15 protein-coding genes and 1 pseudogene are annotated in these 24,678 nt (G+C 48.9%); 4 read left to right on the forward strand and 12 right to left on the reverse strand.

The window, feature by feature from the left end; genetic code table 11:
- The 3 genes and pseudogenes from QUA44_RS15190 to QUA44_RS15200 all read right to left on the reverse strand — a co-directional run.
- Positions 1-1,427, reverse strand: a pseudogene (locus QUA44_RS15190) (calcium-binding protein); the annotation flags it as partial.
- A gap of 34 nt (positions 1,428-1,461) precedes the next feature.
- Positions 1,462-4,746 (reverse strand): Ig-like domain-containing protein, encoded by a 3,285-nt coding sequence (locus QUA44_RS15195; protein ID WP_333252182.1) that lies wholly within the window; start codon positions 4,744-4,746, stop codon positions 1,462-1,464.
- 379 nt (positions 4,747-5,125) lie between these two features.
- Positions 5,126-7,333 (reverse strand): recombinase family protein, encoded by a 2,208-nt coding sequence (locus QUA44_RS15200; RefSeq protein WP_333252183.1) that lies wholly within the window; start codon positions 7,331-7,333, stop codon positions 5,126-5,128.
- Positions 7,334-7,385: 52 nt separating this feature from the next.
- On the opposite strand from QUA44_RS15200, the gene QUA44_RS15205 reads away from it, so the two are divergent.
- A complete protein-coding gene (locus tag QUA44_RS15205; RefSeq protein ID WP_333252184.1) occupies positions 7,386-8,750 on the forward strand; it encodes a proton extrusion protein PcxA in 1,365 nt (454 codons plus the stop codon).
- Between the two features lie 391 nt (positions 8,751-9,141).
- On the opposite strand, the gene rodA is transcribed toward QUA44_RS15205, so the two are convergent.
- The 3 genes from rodA to QUA44_RS15220 all read right to left on the reverse strand — a co-directional run bounded on the left by rodA (position 9,142) and on the right by QUA44_RS15220 (position 13,519).
- Positions 9,142-10,401, reverse strand: a complete 1,260-nt coding sequence (gene rodA / locus QUA44_RS15210; protein WP_333252185.1) for a rod shape-determining protein RodA — start codon at positions 10,399-10,401, stop codon at positions 9,142-9,144.
- Between the two features lie 297 nt (positions 10,402-10,698).
- Positions 10,699-11,046 (reverse strand): VOC family protein, encoded by a 348-nt coding sequence (locus tag QUA44_RS15215; protein WP_333252186.1) that lies wholly within the window; start codon positions 11,044-11,046, stop codon positions 10,699-10,701.
- Positions 11,047-11,107: 61 nt separating this feature from the next.
- Positions 11,108-13,519: a tetratricopeptide repeat protein gene (locus tag QUA44_RS15220; RefSeq protein WP_333252187.1), complete on the reverse strand. Its 2,412-nt coding sequence runs from the start codon at positions 13,517-13,519 to the stop codon at positions 11,108-11,110.
- A gap of 214 nt (positions 13,520-13,733) precedes the next feature.
- Between QUA44_RS15220 and QUA44_RS15225 the strand changes: the two genes are divergently transcribed.
- The 3 genes from QUA44_RS15225 (at position 13,734) to QUA44_RS15235 (ending at position 14,420) form a co-directional block, all read left to right on the forward strand.
- Positions 13,734-13,940: an NfeD family protein gene (locus QUA44_RS15225; protein ID WP_333252188.1), complete on the forward strand. Its 207-nt coding sequence runs from the start codon at positions 13,734-13,736 to the stop codon at positions 13,938-13,940.
- Between the two features lie 29 nt (positions 13,941-13,969).
- Positions 13,970-14,158 (forward strand): NfeD family protein, encoded by a 189-nt coding sequence (locus QUA44_RS15230; protein WP_333252189.1) that lies wholly within the window; start codon positions 13,970-13,972, stop codon positions 14,156-14,158.
- A 76-nt stretch (positions 14,159-14,234) separates the two neighbouring features.
- Complete coding sequence (locus QUA44_RS15235; protein WP_332982109.1) at positions 14,235-14,420, forward strand: NfeD family protein; 186 nt, start codon at positions 14,235-14,237, stop codon at positions 14,418-14,420.
- A gap of 391 nt (positions 14,421-14,811) precedes the next feature.
- On the opposite strand, the gene QUA44_RS15240 is transcribed toward QUA44_RS15235, so the two are convergent.
- From QUA44_RS15240 to QUA44_RS15265, 6 genes are all read right to left on the reverse strand, one after another.
- Complete coding sequence (locus QUA44_RS15240; protein WP_333252190.1) at positions 14,812-15,675, reverse strand: class I SAM-dependent methyltransferase; 864 nt, start codon at positions 15,673-15,675, stop codon at positions 14,812-14,814.
- Between the two features lie 42 nt (positions 15,676-15,717).
- On the reverse strand, positions 15,718-17,412 hold the full coding sequence (locus QUA44_RS15245) for an ABC transporter ATP-binding protein (protein ID WP_333309765.1): 1,695 nt from the start codon (positions 17,410-17,412) through the stop codon (positions 15,718-15,720).
- Between the two features lie 647 nt (positions 17,413-18,059).
- On the reverse strand, positions 18,060-18,947 hold the full coding sequence (locus tag QUA44_RS15250; RefSeq protein WP_333252192.1) for a hypothetical protein: 888 nt from the start codon (positions 18,945-18,947) through the stop codon (positions 18,060-18,062).
- Between the two features lie 490 nt (positions 18,948-19,437).
- Positions 19,438-21,240 carry a tetratricopeptide repeat protein gene (locus QUA44_RS15255; RefSeq protein WP_333252193.1) on the reverse strand — a complete coding sequence of 601 codons (1,803 nt, stop codon included), beginning with the start codon at positions 21,238-21,240 and terminating at the stop codon, positions 19,438-19,440.
- Positions 21,180-22,049 carry a sigma-70 family RNA polymerase sigma factor gene (locus QUA44_RS15260; RefSeq protein ID WP_333252194.1) on the reverse strand — a complete coding sequence of 290 codons (870 nt, stop codon included), beginning with the start codon at positions 22,047-22,049 and terminating at the stop codon, positions 21,180-21,182. Before QUA44_RS15260 ends, QUA44_RS15255 begins: the two co-directional genes overlap by 61 nt.
- A 196-nt stretch (positions 22,050-22,245) precedes the next feature.
- Positions 22,246-24,462, reverse strand: coding sequence for a transporter substrate-binding domain-containing protein (locus tag QUA44_RS15265; RefSeq protein WP_333252195.1), 2,217 nt, complete (start codon positions 24,460-24,462; stop codon positions 22,246-22,248).
- Positions 24,463-24,678: the final 216 nt, after the last annotated feature.

Consider the following 24,678-nt stretch of genomic DNA (forward strand, 5'->3'; position numbering starts at 1 on the left):
GGAGAAGGACTTGTTCCAGTTGCTGGAGTCGGAGAAGGACTTGTTCCAGTTGCTGGAGTCGGAGAAGGACTTGTTCCAGTTGCTGGAGTCGGAGAAGGACTTGTTCCCTCAATGGTGAAGGGATTGTCGTCTACGCGGGGTATTTGAGCTGTAGTGAACCGAGATTCATCTAGCGAGTTCGATCGAACATCAATCAACACCGCCAAAAATTCCCCAGTTTGCCTGTCCCTAATAATCGTGTTGCTAGAATTCGAGCCTTGGCCCTGGAAAATTTCTAACTCTGTAAAGTTTAAACCTCCAGCCAGACCGATCGAATCTCCCGCATTAAAATCTCTAATTACATCAGCATCGCCGATTTCGCGGCCGCCAGTAGTCAGAAACCCGTTGCCACCAGGCGACGTGCCCACCCTACCGAGAACAAAGATATCCGATCCGTCGCCTCCTGTCAGAGTATCAGACCCGCGATCGCCCGAAAGAATATCATCCCCAGCATCTCCAGACAAAGAATCATTGCCGTCGCCCCCGAAGAGCAGGTCATCACCCTCGCCGCCGTCACCAGTATCGTTACCAACACCGCCGGTGATGACATCCCCGCCCTCGGCGCCCAACAAAATATCATTGCCAGCGCCGCCGATCAGGCAGTCGTTACCCGTGTCGCCAAAAACAGTGTCACTGCCCTTGTCGCCAAAAATCAGGTCGTCCTCGCCACCACCGCGCAGACAGTCATTGCCTTTACCGCCGTACAGCGAGTCGTTGCCTTCAGCACCCAAGACAAGATCGTTGCCCTGGTCGCCAAAAGCTACGTCACCGCCCTCGTCGCCAGACACCAAGTCATCGCCTTTGCCGCCCCGCGCCGTGTCATTGCCACGCCCGCCCTCAACGATATCTTTACCAGCGCCACCGTTGAGAGAATCGTTACCGTCTTCGCCCCTGAGTAGATCGTCTCCGTCCCGACTCAGAAGCGTGTCGTCGCCGCCACCCCCGGAAATCGTGTCATTGAACAAGCTGCCGATTAAATAGTTACTGCCGTCATTGGCGACAACTAAGCCATCGACAAAAAGTGGTTCTGGGGGAGGCGTAGGAACTGTCACAGGTGGCCGCGGCACCGGGGTGATCGAAATGTCCGGGCCCGTCCCCGTCATTGTTGTCGAAGTCCCCGTCATCGTTGTCGAAGTCCCCGTCATTGTTGTCGAAGTCCCCGTCATCGTTGTCGAAGTCCCCGTCATCGTTGTCGAAGTCCCCGTCATCGTTGTCGAAGTCCCCGTCATTGTTGTCGAAGTCCCCGTCATTGTTGTCGAAGTCCCCGTCATCATCGGCTCCGTTCCCGACGACGGCGTAGGCTGCGGCACCGTGCCGCTATCCAAACTATCCTCGTTCTCATCGGGTAGCCGCCCTTCGAGAAAAATTAGTGGTACTGCACTTGCCATTGTTCCGACTCCTTGCGACGCTACTCAAAAACTACTAAATAAACTTAAAGTCAGATGCAGTAATGACGGTGCTGAGGGCTCCCGGCACTGTAGGAATAGAATTCAACACTGCCAAATCGAAAGCTGGGAGACTGTCATCTGCCATATTCGGGTCAAACCCTAGAACATACTTGTTAAAAGTATTGTTCAGGTACACGAAGAAAGCTCCCGTTTGGCTCGAACCGTTTTGATTTTTCAACACTGCATTTACTGCTTGAGCGTTGTCGAACTTATTTTCAAACAAAATGACTGATTGCTTGCTAATGTTGTCGCCGCTAGACCCGATATTCCTGACGATAAAACTGGTGAAATCGAGAGTAGTTCCTGAGTTGGTTAAACCTGCGAAATTGGACGACCTGAACAAAAATCTGTCGGTCTCGCTGCCGTTAGCGTTAAAGTCAGCAATCACGTCCACGCCTTCGCTGGGAGTTTCGTAGTAGAAGAAATCATTGCCAGCATCGCCCGTGAGCAAGTCAGAACCGGCACCGCCACCCAAAATGTCATTGCCTGCACCGCCGGAAAGCGAGTCGTTGTCATCACCGCCCAATACCAAGTCATTGCCGAAGGCACCGCTGAGACAGTCGCTGCCGGCACCGCCGTCGAGAGTGTCATCGCCCGCTTGGCCGTCGAGCGAGTCGCTGCCGGCCTCGCCCAACACGTAGTCATTGCCGGAACCTCCGAGTCCGGTGTCGTTGCCTTCTCCACCCAAAATCGTGTCATCGCTGTCGGCGCCCAAGATGGAATCGTTATTTATACCGCCGTCGAGCAAGTTTCTGCCCAGTCCACCGTCGAGGATGTCGTCGCCTGCACCGCCGTCGAGGGAGTCGTCGCCAATTCCGCCCAATAAGGTGTCGGTGCCTATTCCTCCAAGTATCGAGTCGTCGCCGGATTCTCCCAATATCGAGTCATTGCCTGTTCCGCCGTCAATGGTGTCGTTGTTGTCACCGCCCAAGAGGTTGTCATTGTCATTGCCGCCGAACATCAGGTCGTTGCCCAGTCCGCCGATCAGCGAGTCTATGCCATCTCCGCCGTCAACGGTGTCGTTGCCCAGTCCGCCGTCAACGGTGTCGTTGCCGATCGCACCCACCACTGAGTCGTTGCCTGCTTCACCGAATTCGATGTCGTTGCCGCCACTGCCATCGATGATGTCGTTGCCGTCGCCCCCAGAGAGGGTATCGTCGCCGGGCCCGCCGAGGATGAAGTCGCTGAGGTTGCTGCCTGTAAAGCTGCTGGCCGGGAGTGCGCTGCGATCGACAATATTATCTACCACCGTGATGCTGAAGGATGCCGGCCCGAGAGTTGCAGATCCGTCGGAGGCTGTAAACGTGAAAGTGTCGCTGCCACCTGTCGCCAGCAAGTTGTATTTGACGATGTTGTTGTTGATATCGTCTTGCGTGAATTTGCCACCGACGTTGAGAAAGGTGGTGCCCCTTTGGACAAAACCTCTGGTAGCGTCGGGGGCTTTGGTAATCGTGTAAACGATTTCCAAAGGGGTGTTGTCGGGATCTGTGACTAACAACTCGGCGGCAGTAATCGTCTGGGTAGGATTACTTTTGGCAACCACCACACCGTCGTTAATTACTAGCTGCGGCGGGCTACTGACGTTGATGGTTACTACCGCCTTACTTGTACCGCCGCTGCCGTCTGCGATCGAGTAGCTGAAGCTGTCAGTACCCGAGAAGCCCGGATTCGGGGTGTATTTGAATACGCCGCCGCCCACGGGAACCAGGCTCCCTTTGCTTGCAGGAGCAAAAGTCGTGACAGTCAGAGCGCTTTGTTCCGGGTCAGTGTCGTTCAACAGAACGTTGAAACTGAGTTCTTGACCCGCAACCGTGGTGAAGTTGTCGTTAACTGCTCTTGGAGGTTGGTTAAAGATGGGCGTCGGACTTCCTGTCGGCGTCGGACTTCCTGTCGGCGTCGGACTTCCTGTCGGCGTCGGGAAATTCGGTGTCGGGAACGTCGGCACCGGCTCGTCTGGCGTCGGTGTCGGGGTCGGTGTCGGCGTCGGACTGTCTGTCGGCGTTGGTGTCGGGCTGGCTGTCGGCGTTGGTGTCGGACTTGCTGTCGGCGTCGGCGTCGGACTTGCTGTCGGCGTCGGTAGGGGAAGCGGAGTTGCGCTGCCGGGAACTGTGGGGGCAATTACAAATGAGCTTCGCCCTAGGGTTCTGCTGTCCACTCCGGGCAATACTGCTAAAAAGTCGCCGCTGACGCCGTTGCGAATAATCGTGCTGCCGGCTTTGTTGTCGGTGCTTTGGAAGATTACCAAATCTTCAAACTTGAGGTCGCCACTCAAGCCGATCGCATCTTCGCCTTGGCGAAAGTCTGTGAAAATGTCGGCATCGGCGATGTCGGGGCCGCCTGTGGTGAGAAATGCCGGGTTAGTGCCGTCGCTGCTGCTGCCACTGGGGGAACTGAAGGCACCGATGACGAAGACATCTCTGCCTTCGCCTCCTGCCACTACGTCTTTGCCTGCTTCGCCCCAAATAACGTCGTTGCCAGCACCGGCGTCCACAATGTCGTCGCCGTCGCCGCCGAATACGATGTCGTCGCCGTCGCCGGAAAAAAATGTATCCCCGCCGGCGTTGCCGTAGAGCCAGTCGCCTCCTTCGTTGCCAAATACCAAGTCTTCGCCATCGCCGCCGAAGAGCGAGTCGTTACCTTCGTCGCCCCACAGGATGTCGTCGCCTCGATCGCCCAAAAAGCTATCGTCGCCAGAGCCTCCACGCAAGCTGTCGCTGCCTTTGCCGCCGTAAGCCGTGTCTCTGCCTTCGCCTCCGATTACCGTGTCGTTGCCGTCATTGCCATACAACAGGTCGGGGTTATTTCCCCCGTCGAGGGAGTCGTTGTCTTTACCTCCGTACAGGGTATCGAGTCCTGAACCGCCATCGAGAACGTCGTTGCCGGGCGCGCCGAACAACACATCATCATCGTCGTTGCCAAATACTAAATCGTCGCCGTCGGCGGATTGCAGGTTGTCGTTGCCTTGCAGCCCGGAAATCACGTCGGGGCCGGGACTGCCAACTAAGGAGTCGTTGGTTTCGGTGCCGCGGACTACGCCGCCGATGATTGCGGGCGACGTACCTTGGCCTCCGCCCAATGTGTCGTCTATGCCACCAAATGTGTCGTCACCGGAGGGTGTTGGCGTTGGAGTGGGTGTTGGAGTTGGTTCGGGTGTTGGTGTCGGTTCGGGTGTTGGTGTCGGTTCGGGTGTTGGCGTTGGTTCGGGTGTTGGTTCGGGTGTTGGTGTTGGTATAATTACTACTGGCACTGCACTTGGCATTATTTTGGCTCCTTTAAACGACGATCCCGATTAACTTTAAGAACTGATTAGTATCAGTTTGTTGCCACAAATCTGGCTTAAAATTGATTAATAATCCCATCATTTCTAGCATACTAAATCAAAACTGCAACGGCTATGAATATTTTTTAAGCCGGGCATCTTTTGATCTCAAAATATTAATGATTGCACGTTTTGCTGCCTATGTTGGGTATACTTTAATATCGCGCCATTTCGAGAGAACCTAGAAGTCGGGCTTGGAGTCAGCCCGGTGTATTTATCCAGAATCAGAAAAAATAAAAATCTTCGCCGTCATAATTTTTTCTTTCCGAATGTCGAATGCTGAATACAGATGTGCCTCTTGCCTCCAGAAGCGAATGCCTTATGCTGACTGCTGACAAGAAACAGAGCTGTTAATTAGGGGCAGAAGCGGGCCGGTTTGTTCTTGTCCACTGACGGATAGTTCGCTGTGGCAAAGGTAAAGCAGGGAACAGCGACTTAACAAATCTAGCAGAATTCGCCGCAGTCGCTGTTGGTCGGCCGCTGTTTCCTCTTCGGTTTCCCAGGGACGCCCCTGTTGCGATCGCAAAAATAAGGGAGCACCAAACAATGTCGCCGCACCGCCACTCAGCCACAGGGGCGAGCCGGCGTCCAGCCAAAAGTGCCATTTGTGGGCGCGGCGACTGCTGCGGTACTGGAAGATGTTGGCGAGGGTGACGGCTCTGGCTGCTGGGCCTTCTGGACTGACTGGAAAGGGGTTGGCGGTGACGGTTCCTTGGCGCAACAACTGGATGAACCGGGCGATGGTTTCTGAGTCGCCGCCGTTTGTTGGTTCTACGCGCTGCATTCGCCCGTTGATTTCCCAGTAGTGGGTGGCGGTTTCCATTAACTCGCGCAGGGCTGCTAGCCGATCGTAGGGGAGGTATCTGTCGTTCATGAGAAATTTCTGGATGGCTCGATCGAGCAGCGCAATTGGACTCGGCAACAGCCGCTCCTGCTGTTGCGACCGCTGTTGTTCGATCCACTCGACAATGTGCTCGTAGGCCCTGGCTGCTCGGTGTCCCAGTCTGTCCCACCGGGGAAAGGCTGTAATTGGCAGCAATTGAGGTTGATCGAGATCTGGACAAAAACAGTGATCGGCGATTAAACCTGCTCTCACTTGGTCGATCGATTTTTGATTTTGAATTTGAGATTTTAGATTGAACGTCGAGTTGGAATCTTCTGTTTCCAATGAACGGTGTTTCTGGCTGCCCAACACTACCAGCATTTCGGCGGCGCCGTCTCGATCGACTAAACGGCCGAGTCCCGGATAAACTAAGGCTAACAAAGTGAGTAAAGCTCGAATCTCTGGGGTAGTCGAGAGGGGACGCTGATCGTTGAGGGATACGGCGGCAATATTATGTCGCGCCAGAATTTCCGTTAAACTGTAACGGGCGATCGCATCCATCCCAGGAGCAATTACGGCGATTTCCTGCGGTTCCACGGCTTGTGACTTCACCGTATCCACGATGATTTCGGCTGTTTCTCGCAGCAGTTGAGCCCGGGAAGTGGTTTGGAGCGATCGAACTGATCCGGGCAAACTCAAGCCTAAAGGATAAAAGCCCTCAGTATTAACTGCTAAACTTACCGCTAAATCTCCAATCTCTGGGGCTAAACCGGCTTTTTCGTCCAAATTTACCACGCTTTGACAGCGGTCTTCGAGTCGGGCTAGGTATTCAGTGTCAGCCCCCAAGCCCAAACGCACTCCTCCATCCCGATTGTAGGAGAACGCCCCCGCTGCACCTTGGTCGAGCATTCGATCGAACAAATGGCGACTTATCGCCGGATAATCGTCAACATCGTCTGCGATCACAGCTTGGTATCTAGAGGCCAAATGCTGCTGGTAACTGACATCCGGCAACAAATAGCGCCAGTAGAGTTCGCAAACAATCCCGTAAGTCAGGAGCCCCCGCGTCAAGCACCATTCCCGCCACCTTTCCAACAACTCTCCCATGCTAGTCCACTTGATCGAGCTGCCTGAGAGAGCAAATCCCTGTTCCAGAATGCTGGGAATCTCTTTTCTCGGCGTACCGCTGACAGCAGCCAGTTGTAATAAGTCTAGAGTTCGACGCACCATTCGAGTTGGACTTACCCCTGTTTGTTGCAAAATGCCTTCGTCTAGTTCGCGACGCCAGAGTCTCGTGGCAAGTTCCAGTTCTGTTTCAGGTTGCAGCCGCAGGGGAAATTGAGCCCTCAAATCCAGCGACTGAACTAGCAGGGGCCAAAATAACAATACCTCCTGCTCAAAAAAACCGAAGGGCGTTGTGGAGTGAAAGGTATATTTTCCTTCGGTAGCGACGGCGATGCGATCGGCTAATTCCAGCCGATTGTCTCCATTAGCTGCTAAGACTAAAATTGCTGGGGCAGTTTGTCCCGCCCGCCGCCGCCCGGAACTCGATCGCCTTGAAACTGTTGTGGACAGGGGCTTGACTGTTTTGCTCCAAATGCAGAACTGCTCGACTAAACGAGTGGTTTTGCCACTGCGGGCAGATCCGACAATCCAAATTGAATCTTCGGTGGCAGTTCTCAATTTATGTAAATTTGTTACCATACCGTGAATACTTTAATCACTAATGTCTACAGCCAACTAACCAGCTTTAGCTATGAATACTTCTCCCTGGAACAGGATTGTAAAATATCTCTACAGCCTTCACCAATGGTATCGAGAAACCCCTGAGAGGGCTCTAGAACAGGCCTACGATGCTGCGTTAGCAATTAAGGCGATGGAAGACGAGCATTTTGGCGGTCAAGGAATCTCTGAGCGATCGGGAGATTACGGACAAAGCACACTGTCTTACTTTAAATCAGAACTGGAAAAATACCTCAAGGTCATCCAAACCCGAATGGTTGAGTTTAATGCTAGCCGTTCTTTTTTGGAACTGCCGGAGCGAGTGGGGGCTAAACCAAAAACTGGGCACAGCGCTGAGCCTCACCAGCACGGATTACATCTCAACAATAAAGATAGAGCCTCCCTTATATTTGAGAAGCTAGAGTTTATTGATGGAGTCATCGACAAGTATATTAATAATAGTAGATCAACGGCAATTGTTCCGGTTGTCAGTTCAGTAAATGTGCAGGCACAATCTACAAAAAATAGCAGCTCTCCACCTGACCAAAATAAAGGTTCCGCTAATTCTGTTAAAATTCACGATGGTGAGGTTGACACTAACTATGAAGAAGTGAATTTATTGCCGCGATCACTTTTGGGAACTTTGAATCGAATCACTAAAGATTTAGACCCTGGAGCTGAAAAAGAAGTAGTCAAGAATTTTCGCAATTCCAAAGTAAAAACGATTATTTCTCTGAGATTTATTTTGCTTTTGATTTTAGTTCCGCTGTTGACGAATCAAATTTCCAAAAACTTTCTAATCGGACCGGTAGTTGACCATTTTAGAGGTCAAGAAAATGCCCCAGTTTTCATAAATATTGACCTGGAAGAAGAAGCGTTCGAAGAACTGGATAGATTTGAGCAGCACCTCAAATTTGAAATGTTAATTGGCACGGCTCCGTCGCTTTCTTCAGAGGAAAGAGAAAATAAGATTGCCGAGAAAGCAGTTGAGCTAGCGGAAGAATACCGCTCTGAAAGTGGTGGAGCTATTAAAAATATTTTTGCCGATTTGATTTCCTGCATGGCCTTTGCCGCGATTATCGTCACTAATAAGAAAGAGATTGAGATTTTAAAGTCTTTCATGGACGATGTGGTTTACGGTCTCAGCGACAGTGCTAAGGCTTTCGTAATTATTTTGTTTACCGATGTGTTTGTCGGATTTCACTCGCCTCACGGTTGGGAAATAATTCTCGAAGGTTTATCGAGGCATTTGGGAATACCAGAAAATAGGCAGTTTATATTTTTGTTCATTGCGACTTTTCCAGTTATCTTGGATACGGTATTTAAGTATTGGATATTCCGTTATTTAAACCGGAGTTCGCCTTCGGCTGTTGCTACGTACAAGAATATGAACGAATAATCAGAGGCGAAGGAAGAAGGAAGAAGGAAGAACAAAAAATGTAATAATAGCAATGGTTTCAGGTATTGATAACGTCATCAGTAGGGCGCCCACTGCACACAGAGTGGCTTACTCATAGCGCATAAAACCATTTATTGTTTGCGTCAGGAGTGGTTTAATTAAGTTGATCTACTTAAGCTGTTTGGCCTCTAAATTTTATTTTTGGGCGGGTTCTCGCGCGCACCCCACAATAATTTTATCAAACTTGACATTCATCAAGGCTCCGCTCAGGAAGCGTAAAATTTAGATGCGCCTAGGTCGATCGAAAAAAAATGCGATCGCCCGCAGAATCTCTCGAAAGAAATCAAAAGCGCGATCGCATTCCCGGAACTCATTACCAATTATCAATGATCTAATTCCAACGCTTCTTGCGCTGTCGCTGGCTTGCCACCGCCTCCACCAGCCCCAGGCCGAGAAAATTACTCAGCAGCGACGCATTCCCGTAACTTAGGAAAGGCAGCGGAATGCCCGTAACCGGAGCCAAGCCAATGTTCATGCCAATATTTACAAACACCTGAAAAATCAACATTGAGAGTACGCCGATCGCCAGCAAAGAACCAAAATTATCGTTAGCAGTTTGAGCGATCGTCACCAACCGGAAACAAATTATCCAGAACACCAACAACACGCTAATACAGCCAATAAAACCCAATTCTTCGCCAATAGCTGAAAAGATAAAGTCCGTATGCTGTTCGGGAATAAAGTTAAGCTGAGTTTGCGTTCCCTGAAACAAACCCCGGCCCTTCAGTTCCCCGGCCCCAATAGCAATCCGAGATTGAATCAAGTGATATCCGCTGCCTAAAGGATCTTTCTCGGGGTTTAAAAACCCTGTCAGACGCATTTTTTGATAATCTTTGAGCACATTCCAAAAAATATGTCCGAGGTGTCCAGAAACAACGTTCACCAACACAGCACCGAAAGTCCCCAACCAGGGCCAAGGCAGGGTTCGCCAAGCGATAATACCCGCAACAACTACCCAGGCTATCCAAATCGGTGTAGACAGGTTATTGAAGAGAACTGAGATGAGAGGAGAGAATAGCAATATTAGCCAGCCGGGATTGACATTACCCCAGTAAAACATCCCCATTGTGATCGCGCCGAACACCAAGGAAGTACCTAAATTTGGTTCAGCAAATATCAATCCCCAGGGTACAGCCATAATCGCCAGCATCTTCAACATATTACCCACCGTGGGAACAGTCTTGTCGTGCAGGAGAGCTGCTAAAGTGACAATCATGCCTACTTTGGCAAATTCTGACGGTTGCAGGTAGAATCCGCCGATGTTGATCCACCGCTGGGCACCTAGCCCTGTAGTACCGATAAAACGCACTGCGATCAGCGACAAATTGATTAATATGTAAATCGGCCATTTCCACTCAAGCAGTATTTGGTAGCGGCAGCGGGAAATGATGATGGCGAGGAACAAACCGATTGCCCCAGTTACCCAGTGTCGCCACCAGTCGATCAGCCCCTGGTTGATTTCGACGCTGCGGATCATGATTCCCCCGAAGATGGTGAGGGCGATGCAAGCGGCGAACAGCCAAGGGTCTGCTTCTTCCCAGGGTTTGAAGATTGATTTCCAGCGGTTTCTGACTTGTATTCTCTGCAACATGAGGATTTTAGATTTTAGATTTTAGATTTTAGATTATCGAGCTGATTTTCGGAAGTTGTGGATATAGTTCGGATTCAGAGCCTGCACCTTACTCTAGGAGCGTCGGTGTCAGTATGTCACTTTATTCGGCGAGTTGTAAGGAGGTTCCGGGCCGTCAGCAACGGGCTAGGGCGCGCGGGCGCACTAATCTGTAGGTTGCAACCTAAGCACCAATCTCGACGTAGGGTGATCGGGTTGCACCTTACCCGGATTTGGAACGAAATAGCCCGATCGATCGATCCGCAAGCCCCAGAATCGTCAGGCTGGTTCGTAAAGGTACTCAAAACCGTTACCGTCGGGGTCTCTGCCGTAAAAAGATGCAGTACCGTCGCGGTGTTCGTGAATGTGGGTGACGGAAACACCATCGGCTTTGAGTTGTTCGTGGGCGGATTCCATTTCGGCGCGATCGTCAAATACAAACCCAAAATGCGGCCCTGCTTGGTCGTAAGTTGGACTCATCAGCGCCAGTCCGTCCTCTCCTGCTTTCAAATAAGCCCAGTCTGCATCTTTCCAGACTAACTCCATACCCAAGTCGCGGTAGAATTCAGCAGATTTCTCGATGTCTTGCACGCAGACGGCTACGTGTCCCAATCGTTTTAGTTTCATGTCTACAAAATTTATGGTTGTTCTTTCGTTTATTGTATCTATTTTCTGATTTGTTGCTCGATTAATTAGGTATTTTTTCTGTCTTTTTTGTGGCGGACAACTGTACTTTTTCTACTTGTTTGCTGGCGTCCATTTCGCTGAATAGTTGAATGGCGCGGTCAAAATTTTCTTGGGTTTTCTCGATGTTACCAAGTTTTTGTTCTGTCAGTGCTAGTTGATAGCAAGCTTCGGCTCGGTCTAATTTAGCGCTGGCTCGATCGAGTATTTCGATTGCTTCTGCATGGTGCTGCATGGCTCGGTCAAATTCCCCGCGTTCTCGGTACAGCGCGGCTGTACCGCTGAGAGCTTTGGCTTTGATGGTGCTGTACTGGTTTTGGTCTGCCTGGGCGATCGCTTGGCGGTACAAGCTCAAAGCTTTCTCTGTGTCTCCCAGATTTTTGTAGGTGGCGGCGAGAAACACTAACTTGTATCCCGTACCCACCAACTGACTGTTTTCCCGATCGGCATAAAGTTTTTCTGCGAGTTCCTCCGCCTCTTTTTTGTCTCCGACACAGGAGTTGAGGAAAGCTAAGCCAACATCGATCGAATAGCTGTTAATCCCGATTTCATCCCGCGAATTTTTCAGCTTGACAAATATCTCCATAGCTGCTTCTAATTCCCGCAGTTCTATTTGGCAAAAACCTATATTAATTGCAGCGTTAAGTTTCCAGAATTCCAGATTAGCTTGTTTGCCGTTTTCCGGCTCGCTGCTTTTCGCTATAATTTGCAAAGATTTAGTTGCTTTTATTTCCGATATTTGGTGGCATTCTATGGCTTGATTGAGTTCCCCTAATATCCGGTAACAAACGCCTAAAATACTGTAAAGACCGCTCAAATAATAATCAGAAGTCACATTGTTGACGATGCGAGTAGTTGCTGAAATTATTGGCTGCAAGAAACCTAATGTGTAGAGTGCTCGACCGAGCTTGTAATCTTTGGCAAACTGGATATTGATTTTTTTGAGGATGACGCTCGCGGCCTGCTCGAAACAGCTAATTGCCACATAATGATAGTAAGCTTCAAAAGCTTTCAGCGCATCTTCTACAGTCTCAATATTTTCAACACTCTCGCTCCAGAACTCGGCTGCTTTGCGGTTTGCAGTTTCCCAGTCTCCGGGCGAGAGCCGATCGACCGCTTCTTCCCGAATGGCTGGATGCAGCCAGTATTCGCCCTTCTGAGACTCAACTAGCGATCGGTGCAACAGCGATTTAATGATTTGTCGGCGTCCGGCTTCGGGCACGTCCCACAGCAAACACAAAAGTCCGTCAGTCGGGACTGTCGGCACGTCTTGATAGCGGTAACAGCCCAAGCGGCAGAGGAGTTGATAGGCTTCGGCATCGAGTTCTTGCAGGCGGTTAAACTGACTGGTAACTAAATTTTTTAAGTCAGTTTCAAGGAGCGGATCTTCGCTGTTTTCCAGCCAGTAGGCCGCCATATCTCCGTCAAAATCTTCTCGAATCGTGCCGCAAATAATGCCCATTGCTTTAGCATTGCCGCCGTAAACTTTGTGCATTTCCTTGAGGGCGACATCATCTATATTGATGTTGCGAGCGCTAAAAAACTGCCGCCAAACTTCAACTTCCAATCCTGGAAGCAGGTAGTGTTCGACGGTGACATCAGAATCGCACAGCCGATCGCGACTGGTAATCAGCGTTACCGACTGCACCTCCGCGTCAGCCAAAACTCGCAACAGTTCGACGTAAAGCCGGTGCGGTTCAATAAACTTACCTTGTCCGTCGAGTGCGGCTTCCAAATTGTCAATCAATACGCCGACTTTGTGAGTCTGAAGCTGCCGCTTCAGCCGCCCCAGGGTGACGCCAAAGTCGGGCCCTGGTTCTTCCTGAAAGTCTTGCTTGAGCCATTCTTCGATCGCGCTTTCCAAAGCCGTGATGTTTTCTGTCTCTTTTGCCATCAACAGTTCAATTACCCGATCGAACCCTTGAGATTTGAGATACTGTCTGCCCAAAGTCGTTTTGCCCATACCGCCGGCACTCTGGATGACAATGACTTTTGCACCTTGATTGACAAGAGTATTGAGATCGGCGATTGCCACTTCCCTGCCCAAAAAGTTGGGGTTTTCGATGTCCAACTCCGAATCAGGGCCCAGAGATCCTGTCGCCGCAACAATCTGTCCCGACTGCGGTTCTAATTTCGAGTAGCTGCGCCAAAATCGCTCTACTACGGCCTGAAGGTTGTCTCTTTTGACTTTTTCTCCTTCTCCAAACAAGGCTGAAAGTCGCTTCCACAAATTAGAGGCAGCATCCTTAACAGTCCCTACTCCATACCCTTCACTATCTGCAACCTGTTGGTACGTCCTGCCTTGCACTCCCATCCATGCTTCGCGAAAGATCGCGCTGTCAAGGTTGTCGAGAGTTTTCAGGTTTCGAGCCACAAGTAACGAATTAGTAAAATCCAGTGCACGATCGGCTTCCATTTAGTCACCAGGTTTAGCGTTACCCATCTGACACAACTTTAACAGACTTTTTCCGACTCGCTTACACGCTCAAACAGTGGACTTGTATAGACTTTTACCGACTGACACGGCCGAGGTTGGCGGGGGATACTGTTGAGTGTGGAGGGGAAGTTGACGGACAAGCTTCTAACTTACACACCGATCGAGTCGAGTTTATATTTGGGAGCAAGCAGCTATGTCTATTAACGATGTTGAAACAGCGATCGTCGATGAAGAAATTCGACCTAACGAGCCCGGCCGCGTTCGTTTCCAAAACAGTTGGTGGCCGGCGAAGTGCGATCGAGACATGACTTTTGAACCCGGTGAGGTGGTTCGCGTCGTGGGGATTGAAAATATTACTTTGATCGTTGCAGCGTCGTTTGTCATCAATTCTGAAAGTTAAGGCAAATCTACAATCGGGAGCAAGCAATCATGACTTTTGACAATTCCCAAAAAGCGATCGTGGATGAAGAAATTCGACCTAATGAGTGCGGTCGCGTTCGTTTCCAAAACAGTTGGTGGCCGGCGAAGTGCGATCGAGACCTGACTTTTGAGCCTGGTGACGTAGTTCGCGTAGTCGGAATTGAAAATATTACTTTGATCGTTGCAGCGTCGTTATAAATCAATGGGTTAGGGACGCGAACTATCAGTTTATCAGATATAAAAGTTACGCAAAAATTGCAACTAGGAGCAAAAAATGATGACTGTCAGCTATTTGGAAAAAGCGATTGTAGAAGAAGAAATTCGGCCTAATAAATGCGGTCTCGTCCGCTTCCAAAGCAGTTGGTGGCCCGCTAAGTGCGATCGAAAAATAACTTTGAAACCCGGTGATGTGGTTCGCGTCGTGGGACTTGACAACATTACTCTGATAGTTAAAGCGTAGTTGGGAATTAATCTGGAGGTGGGGAGTTATCGGAGGGTAGAAAAAATAAAGTTGCGATCGCGTTTCTATTTCGATACATTTCTTTTCAAGCGCGCGATCGTACTCATCACCTCTGTTATATCAATTCCGGCTGCACCGGAATGATATAGAGGACACGGCAGTGCCGTTTCCCTACCACGATCAATTGTAGGGAAACGGCACTGCCGTGTCCTCTGTTTATATCATTCCGATGCTAACGGAATTGATATTAATTTCAATATTCTAGAGTTTAACCTCAACCACAACCCGCCGCTGACAGTATTGTCGGCGGGTTTTTTTCAGTAGGAACAACGCACCGTGTTCATTGGGTCAACTTAAGGTAAGTGCCTTGCGAAAATCCTCAACCGAGAGCCTATTTCTCATACCGGACGAGAAGATCCCAGAGATAGATATCGGGATCGTCATGCTCGATATCCTCTTTCAAAACGTTAGCTAAAATTTCCGAATCCAAAAAATAAATCTCAAAATTTAGCCGTTTAAAACCCACTTCTTTAAAGATGCGATTCAAGCGCAAGGGCGTATAATGTATCTGTGAATAATGCCACTCCCGCCCGTGAAGCGTGTTGTGCGGTACATTGACTAGCCCTTCTGTTACCCAATAAGCGTGGGGTTTACTTAAATGGGCAATTTCCAAAGGACAAAAGATGGTAGGAAAAAAGCCGTAGAGCTTACCACCTGGTTTGAGAACTTTAGAAAATTCGTGTATTATCTGGCGATTGATTTCATCCTCACTGGAGACAACGGCAGCAACCGCTAGGACATAATCAAATTTTTCTTTCCAATCGGGTCTTTCTTCTATTATTTTGGTAGAATCAACTTTCTCAAAAACTAATTGTTGGCTGTTAAGCCGGGAATCTCCATCTGCTTTTTGCCAATTTTCCCGTGCTTTTTCAATTCCGGTTTGGGAAAAATCTGTGCAGTAAATTTTGCCAATTTGCGGACAAAACTCTAGTAATGCCTTCTGAAGATGAATTTCGGAGCCACAGCTAGGAATCAGAACTTGGATCTCTGGAGAATTGGGAATATCAAAGCAGGAAGATTGATTGTAAGGACGGATCAGGGCTTTGCAAAGGTCAGGGTCTTGTGTCAGGCTGAAAGCCTTGCCAGCATAATCTTTGTGGTTTTCATCCCACATCGCTTTCTCTTCTTCAAGAGATTTTGAGGCAAGGCGACTAGAAGAGGGGATGAGCCATTTAGATTCATTTGTGTTAGTCATTATTTTCAACTCCAAGATATTCAGTACAGGTCAAGTTTGTGATTAAGAATGGGCAAGCATTGTCAAGTCGTTATGAGAGTGATGACTCTGTTGCCAAAGTGTGGCATAGAGTCCTTCTTGTTCCAGCAAATCGGTATGGCTACCCGATGCAACAATGCTGCCGTTTTCTAACACAAAAATCTGATTAGCACGCAAGGCATGGGTGATGCGGTGGGTAATCATAATCACAGTACATTTTTTGGCAATGCGATCGATGGTGGCGAGGATACCCGCTTCTGTTACTAAGTCAAGGGCGGATGTCGCTTCATCTAAAATCAAAATAGCGGGATTTCTGACTAAGGCTCTAGCAAGGGCGATTCTTTGCCGTTGTCCCCCCGATAATTGTCCGCCTCTGTCACCGACAGGAGTGTCATAACCTTGGGGTAATGTCAGAATAAAATCGTGAATTTCAGCGGCTTTGGCGCCGGCTTCTACCTGTGCGTCACTGGCTTCTAAATCCCCCATGCGGATATTTTCCCGCACAGTTGTGTTAAACAGAATTACCTCCTGAGAAACCAGTCCAATTTGAGAACGGAGGGAGCGTACTGTTGCATGACGCAAATCGATTTTATCTAACAAAATGCGTCCTCGATCGGGGTCGTAAAAGCGCGTTAGTAAGTTAACAATCGTACTTTTTCCTGCGCCACTCTGCCCGACAAACATGACATACTCACCCCGGCGAATCTTCAGCGAGAGATTTTTCACCCCCATTCTTTCGGCAGAGTAGTTAAAGCTGACACGATCGAAGCAAATATCTTGGGCAAGATGCGGCAATGCAACCGCATCTGAGGTGTCCCGAACCGCAGGCGTTTCTGACAGAATATCATTGATGCGTTGTAGAGCGGCTACTCCATCAATGACAATTGGAAGCGAACCCGTAAAGCCAATAATATTCAGATTTAAGCCCAACAACAAAACCTGATAGGAAACTAGAGTTCCTACAGAAATGTAATTGCGGTAGGTCATCACTGCACCGATACTCAAAATCACAAGCTGGGTTATGACAAAAAGAATCATGGGGACTTTTTGCACCAAGTAGGACAAAAAAGTTGCCCTAACATAAACCCGTTGCAAGTCATTCAAATCAGCGGCAAAATCCTGGGTAGCTCGGCGTTCCATCCCAAATAGTTTTACAACAGATTGGGAGAGAATATTTTCTTCAACAATGTTGGCAATTTCTCCTTCCTTTTGTAGCACATGATAGCCTTGAGAAGTAGCCATCTGAGCAATGGGGGCCGGGGCAATGATACAGATGGTTAAACCAATGCAAGTTAGAGTAGCTAACTGCCAGTTAAGTGAGAACATGAAAATAGTAGTAAATAGGATGCTGCTAATTTCTAAAACAACGACGGTTAGCCCCATCGTAATTAAACCATTCTCTACTTGCTGTACGTCGGAAATCAGACATTTGACAATATCTCCGGCTGAACGTCGCCCAAAAAACTCCATTGACAGATTTTGGAGATGCTCGAATAGGGAGCGCCGAATATTGTTGATGATGACAATGCCCAAACGCGCTCCTAAAAAGTTGCCCAGTAAACCAATGACAGTGTAGAGAATCGCGCCTACGCCAAACAGGGATATGATTAAAACTAAAAGTTTATAGTTTTGAGGAATAATTGCTGCATCAACAATAAATTTCAAACTAACTCTTAGTACAGAATCAAAGGCTGCATCGAAAATCAGGCAGCCAAACATTAAAATAAATTGCCATCGGTAGGAGCCGAGATATTTACTTATTGTTCTTATAAACCAAATAAGTTGCTGCATGGTTGATGTGAATCCTGTTGGCAAAAATTTAGACTGTGAATTTGGCAGTTTTCATTGGGATAGCTTCTCTATAGGTAGGGTGGGCAATGCCAGTCCTGTCAAGGTGATCAAAAAGCCCCTCAAACGCTTGAAATTTCGTAGTTTGTAGGTTGTGCACTGCGTACCGGTTGAGTTTGTAGCCCACCGGTACGCACCGGTTGACCGACGTTTCAGCATCTTGATGCAACGCGCGCCCAAGCTCCCCCAGGCAATTTTCTTTGCTTGCAGTCTGAAAAATCGGAACGTGAAATAGCGGTTTTCTCCTTTTTCTCCTGCTCAAATTCACCACCTTGACAGGGCTGGCATTGCCCACCCTACTTACTAAATCGAGTGGAAACTTACCACTCGGTTTAGCCTTAGTCTTGAGCAGCGATAAGTGACTGCCGATCAAGTGCTTTACTTAGAACAAACGACAAGTCTTCATAATTATTACTTCCATTCTAGTTGTGGGTTTACTTGTTTGTTCACCGAATATCTACTACTTTTTAGGGCGTATTTATCCGATTTGGGATTGGAACTTTACTTGTTCCATCTAACTACCACTCTTCTTCTGCCACGGTGTATGCGACTAAGTAGATAGAAGCTTCACTCGCACTGGTGACTGTTACTACATAACTTCCTGGCGCGGTCTCCTTCTCAATTGCGAAACTCCCGAGTTGATCGTCCCCGGAACCATAATCGTATTCCCAAAGGCTGATATCTAGAGGCTGAGTGAGAGGATAACGCAATTCATCAAACCGTACAATTTGACCAGCATAAATTTCATAGTATTTACCGGGTTGAGGCCAAAACCGCTTTTCAACCCCCGGTTGATTAGTAAAAGTCATGTAGAGCTGATCTGGGTAATTTCCTGCTGCTGCAATTGCCTCTACCAAGCCTGGAATCTTTTCCAAAACTGCTGCACCTGCGTTCAGAGCTTGTGCAACCAGTTGAGCTTTAGGGTAGGGAACGTTATCCAGGACTTTAGCTGCAGCAGTAGCAACGGCGCTTGACAAACCTGCAGCCTGCTGAACAAGCCCAGAATTTACACTGCCTGACATGGCTACACACTTCGCTGAATGGGGCCTGACGACCTTGATCTTGGTTGCCAGGTACTCATAACTCAATTCATAGAGGTTCCCTTCTTTTGGATCGGTCAGCTTTATCGTTCCCGAACCTGAACCCGTTGCACTAAATATGTGAGCCCCCATGTAGTCATCAGCCGAGGTGCTGTCATATTCCCACAGCTCGACCTTCAAATCTTTATTAAAACTAAATGCCATGTTTATGAATGCTACATCTCCGACGCGCATATCATAATCACCAGAAATTGGCCATCGTCCAGCCTCCCGCCCATCAATAAAAAATTTTGCATATACATCATCAGCACCACCGCCACTAGACACTTTAATGCATTTCAGTCTGCTCAAAGAAATCTTAGCCATTTCATCATCCTCTTTAATGCTTTGACATCTATTTGACGATTTCGGTACGCAATTTCTGAATTTTTCGAGTTAGAGGCAGTTTTTTCCTAACTCAATGCACCCTATGAAACCCACCCTCAGAACGAGAACCGCCCATCGCACAAAATTTTGTCATTGAGTTGAGGTTGGCAACAAAAAATGTAGGGTAGTCGCTGACAGCAGTGCCCACCCTACATTAAGTTTGAATTACATTTAATTAGCTTACAAATGTAAATTTGCTAATTAAATATTGACATTAAAAATTTAGCGAATTCGGTACATGATAGGCATCCTTTTTTATTAGGTTTACTTGGGTTTTTCGAGACGAAATTTTATGTTTCTCTTCCGTCTCTACACCTATAAGACGAATCCAGAGGTCAATTTCTGAATTTTTCGAGTTAGAGGCTGTTTTTTCCTAACTTAATGCACTCTCAGAGGTTCAGATCCCCGACTTCTCTAAGAAGTCAAGGATCTACGCTTTAGCCCGATCGCCCTTTCGCCTCTTACCTTTCAACCGTTTCACAGCCTCCTCAACCTCCTCGCGAAAAGGGTAGAGCAACCGCCGACTCAGCGCACTTCGATACACCTCCACTGCCTCCGTCACATCCCCCAAGCCCAACAACGCTCTTCCTTGCCAGTAACCAGCCATCGCCGGGTCAAACTCCATCAATTCCCGGAACTGACAAGCCTTTTCCAACCATTTCCGACTCACCACCTCATCCCCCAACACTCCATAACTCTCCCCCAGCCACACCGCAGCAGACACCGATTGCAGATAACCCCCATCTTCCGGTAACAACTGCCATCCTTGCGCCAAAGCCTCCACCGCTTCCCGGTGTTTCCCCGCCAGCGCCAACACCCGCCCGTGACCAAACCAAGCATCAGGTAACTGCGGTTCAAGTTGCGTCCCCTTCGCAGAGAGACTACACCCCCGATCGATTTCCTGAAAACTTTCCACCAACACCCGCCCCGCCGTCGTCCAAACACTCCAGCGATCGGGAAAACGATCGAGCATCTCCTCTACTATTGATGCAAGGGTTACTTCACAGTTCGATCGCCCTAAATCCCCCAGGGCTGTTTCATTCTCTTGTAGGGGCAAACCCCCCGTGGTTGCCCCGATCGCTGAAATGCCCAATTTCTGCTGTCTGGGCCAGGGCGGGCACGGGGGCACCGCCCCTACAAAATCTTGGTTTTTCTGAGACTGAAACCGCCCTGCTGTGGGCTGGGGGGGATCGAGAGGGACTGGGGGAGAGGTTAAAGGCAAAATCTCGCACAACGCCCGATAAATTTCACAATCCTGGGGATACAGACGATAAGCTTTCAGCATCGCCTCAGCCGCTTTCTGATATTCCCCCGTATGGAACAAGCACCGCCCATAGGAATACCAACCCCTCGGATGATTCGGGTGTTCCTCAGTAAACCGTTCCAACACCCCAACTCCGTTAGCCGACTCCCCCCGGAAAACGTGATAATATGCCAGCAACTCGCGGGCATCCGCCGCATCAGGAGCCAGTTGCAGCACAGAAGCAATTATCTGTTTAGTCTGCTTCCCCTCCTCACCCGATACCAATCTCATCCGGCAACGAGTATCCGCCAGTCGTTTGAGCGCTCGGAAATCACCCGGAGCCACCTCTAGCACTTTGCTCAACCGCCGCTGCGCTTGGCGCACATTCCCCACCGCCTGACTCGCGTCGTAGCTGTCAATCAGCGCTACAACATCATCCGGGTTCAGTGACAAAACCCGATCGAACGCTCGCAAAGCTGCAACCGCATCCCCTCTCCCCATCTGCACCTGCCCCAACGCCAGCCAGTGAGCCGCATTATCTGGTTCTAGGGAAGCCGCCGACTCAAAAGCCAGTATCGCTGCCTGAGTGTCACCTTTACAGAGTGCGATCGATCCGTTGATATGCTGCCGAGTCGCCTCATTGCGTGCATTGGCCGAGGCACTTTCATAAACCGCTACTGCCTCAACCTCTCGTCCCATAAGCTGCAAGAGTTTCCCCAATTGCAACCGCACGCCAATCAATGGTTGCTGCCGATCGATCACTTGGCGATACTCCTCAACCGCCTGCTCAATACGACCCATTGCATACAGCAGATTCGCCAATTCCAACCGTTTCTTCCATCCAGAAGGATACTGCTGCACGTACTCACTTAATGTTTTCAGCTTCTGGTCAATTCGGGCTGGCTTTTCGTCTAAAACCAGGTAAGCATTCAACTCCACCCCAGAGGACTGAGTGAGGGATACCACCCGGAGTGTAGGGTTTCTAGACATATTGCTGTTACCTGATAATTAATTGTCTCGCCAATGTTTTCAGTCATCGGGGCGATCGAGTCGGATGCGATCGTTTCAGCGGATTGTAGGGGCAATTCCCCCGCGATCGCCCCAGAATCTTGACGGGGTAGGCACTGGGGCAATACCCCTACAGCAAAATCATCCCCGATCGAGGCAACGCCCCCCTGTTTAGACGACTCGGAGGAATCTGACAAAGCATCATCCAACCCTGACAAATACCTGCTCAAACGCTTTTGCAGAATACCTCGTGCCTGTTGGATGCGCTTGTAAACGTTATTGAGCGAGAGAGCAAGTTGTTGGGCAATATCTTGATAGGCAATCTGGTGGCAGTAACGCAGGATAAACGGATTGCGTAATCGAGAAGGAAGAGTATCAATAGCGCGGCGAATGTACTGTCCCAACTCATGATGTAGAAGCGCCTCTTCAGGAGAGTTCAAACCAGAAATAACTGCTGAGCTTCCTTTAGCAGCTACTTCTTCAATATCCTCCATCTGCATTGCTTTCCGGCGACGTTCTCGGTGTACATCTATACATAGATTATGGGTTAAGCGAATCAGCCAAGCTCGGAGGTTGGTGATTTTTTCGGCATAATCTGCCAATTTATCCCAAGCTTTGAGCATGGCGCGACTGAGCACCTCTTCAGCATCAGTAGGATTCCCCCCCATCCACCTGAGACAGCAACGGTAAAGATAATCTCGATTCTGCTGCCATAGCTGCCAAAATGCTTTCTCTATATCTTCTGGACAACACCGAATGTCTGTTGCAATAACGGATTGAGAATTTGACATGATTTTAAAAGTGGTGAAAGATAGATGTGAAGGAACATTCCTCTGTTGCTTTTTTCGTTGCACCCCAATCCCGCAAACATCTAGCTGAGTGCAATCTGAGTATTTATGCGGCTAAAGATTGGATTCAATGTCGTTAGCCAATATTCAAGGTTTATTGTTGTAAGGGTGATTCATGAATCACCCCGATTCAGCAAAATCAAGCAAAAGGAACCGAGAACAGGACACCGCCCTCGGTATAAGGCACTTGAAAAGGGCTAACAGGAATACCCGGGAAGTTGCGATCGGTCAATTCGCTATAGTTCCCCACTGCAGAAATCGCATTCAAAGCAAAATTATTCGACAAACCCAGACTTTCACCCACATTTCCTTCCACTCCCAAAAAGCGGCGGACAACTGGATCGGAGCTATTGATTTCCTGGCGCACATTTTCAGAAGTTAAACCCAGTTCTAACGCTTCATAAAGAGAATAAGTAACTCCAGAAACCACATCCTTCCACTGGGATTGATTCTCGTCCACCACCATTGCTAAAGGCTCCTCTCCCAAGACTTCCGGAAACGGCTGATGCCGGTCTCGCTGGTCTGGGGGTAAGGTGAGAAGACGAGAGATAATCAGACTTCCATCGCCGGTGATCGCATCCAATTCGCCCTTGATATAACTATCAAATATGGTCGGGAAGCTATCTAAGGCTACGATTTCCGCATTAATGCCCGAAGCACTCAACTTTTCTCGCAGAGTTGCCTCAGAAGTGGTATTTGCAGTCACGCCAATTCGGCGACCTGCAAGCTGTTCAAAAGAGGTAATTCCGCTGGCAGTTGGTGTTACCACAAATTGAGCATCGTAATTATTAATGGGGGCAAAATCTACCCCCAGCAAAGCATCCCGCTTGAGGTTGAGGGTGGCATTGCGGCTAGTTACATCAACGATGCCATTGGCGACATCGCTGAAGCGCTGAGCCCCCGTTTTCTGAATCACGAATTCCACTGCGTTGGGGTCGCCAAATAGGGAAGCTGCTAGTCCCCGACCCAAATCGACATCAAATCCGGTTAAATTGCCGTTGGGGTCAGAAAAACCCAGTCCAGGTGCATCATTTCTCACCCCAACGCGCACGAACCCCCGGTCTAAAACTTCCTGTAAAACGTTGCGGTTGTCGTTATTTACCAAGGGTACACTTAATTCGTCAGTCCCCGAAAAGGGTGGATAATAAAGCAGTCCCCCAGGCTCGACAAACATTAGTTCATTGAGCTGGCGCGGCAGCACTTCGGGATTGAAATTGCGATTGTAAATCTCTTCGTAATTACCAATTTGTTGGATAACTTTCAAGGCAAAATCATTTTTGAGTCCCAAAGATTCTCCTAAATTCCCTTCCACGCCTAAGAAGCGCTTACTGGCGGAATTTCCATCAAGAAATTCATTCACATTCTGGGAGTTGATGCCAAAGAATTCGGCTTGGATGGGAGCGTTGACCGCCCAGCGCACCACATCAGCCCATTCAGACTGATTTTCCGGCACGATGAGTGCTAAAGGCTCTTTAGAAATGGCTTCATCCAAGATGACTTGATTTCCCGGATTGGATAAGGTGGGAATGCGATTGCTCAGCACCCCGCGATTAATCGAAACTGCCCCCAATTGTCCCGCATCGTAAGCGCCAAACAGAGCATCTTGTGAGGGGAAAGTTTGGATGTTGAGGGCGATTCCGGCACGTTGGGCGGCATCTATTAAATTTTGCCCAGAGCGCGTTCCTGCTAATACGCCGATGGTTGTTCCTGATAACTGGTTAACAGAACTAATTCCACTATTACCGCGCACCAATACCGCTTGAGTGTCGAAGAAAACGGTAGGCGAATAATCTACTCCTAAACTGGCATCGCGGAGCACAGATTGAGTGGGCAAAGTGGCGGCGATATCCACTGCGCCACTGGCTACGCTGTTAAAGTCTTCACCGGCCTTGACGACTGCGAATTCTACTGCATTCGGGTTGCCAAACAAAGCAGTGGCAAGGGCGCGACTAAAATCAATACCAATCCCACTAAATGAACCGTCGGCTTCTCGGTTGCTAAATCCGAGTGCATCCTCGTTAACTGCAACCCGCACAAACCCGCGCTTTAAGATTTCTTGAAGTTGAGATCCTGTGGGTGTGGTACTGGCAACGGGCGATCGACCTTCAGCCGCTCCAAACCGCGCATAATGTTCAAATCCGCTTGAGAAACTACCGTTGGCAACTGCTGCTGCTACCTGGGGGTTAGCATCTAGATAAAATTGCTCGTTGAAGGAAATTTGTGGCGTTCTTTTTTCAATAAAACCAAACTTTACCCAATGCTCGAAGCCGTTGGGAATAATGCCTGAAGCTACGGCTTGTGCCACGTCGGGATTTTCTTGCAGATAGGTGCTTTCGTTGTAGTTAAGAATGGTCATACTCCTGTAATTCGATAATTTGTGCGTTCAATTGGCAGGGGTTCCGATCAATTCTTATTTCTGCTCCAACCGCAGCCTATTCCGGCACGCTGCTATTGTTGGATGGTTTTGTTAAGCAATAGGTGAATTATGCTATTGCTGTATCCGCTCAATAAGTAGGGGTAGCAGAGAAAAAAAAGTAAGCAGAGTACACAAAGTGTCATAAAATAGGAAACA

The sequence above is a fragment of the Microcoleus sp. N9_A2 genome, from assembly GCF_036701775.1.
GTDB lineage: Bacteria > Cyanobacteriota > Cyanobacteriia > Cyanobacteriales > Microcoleaceae > Microcoleus.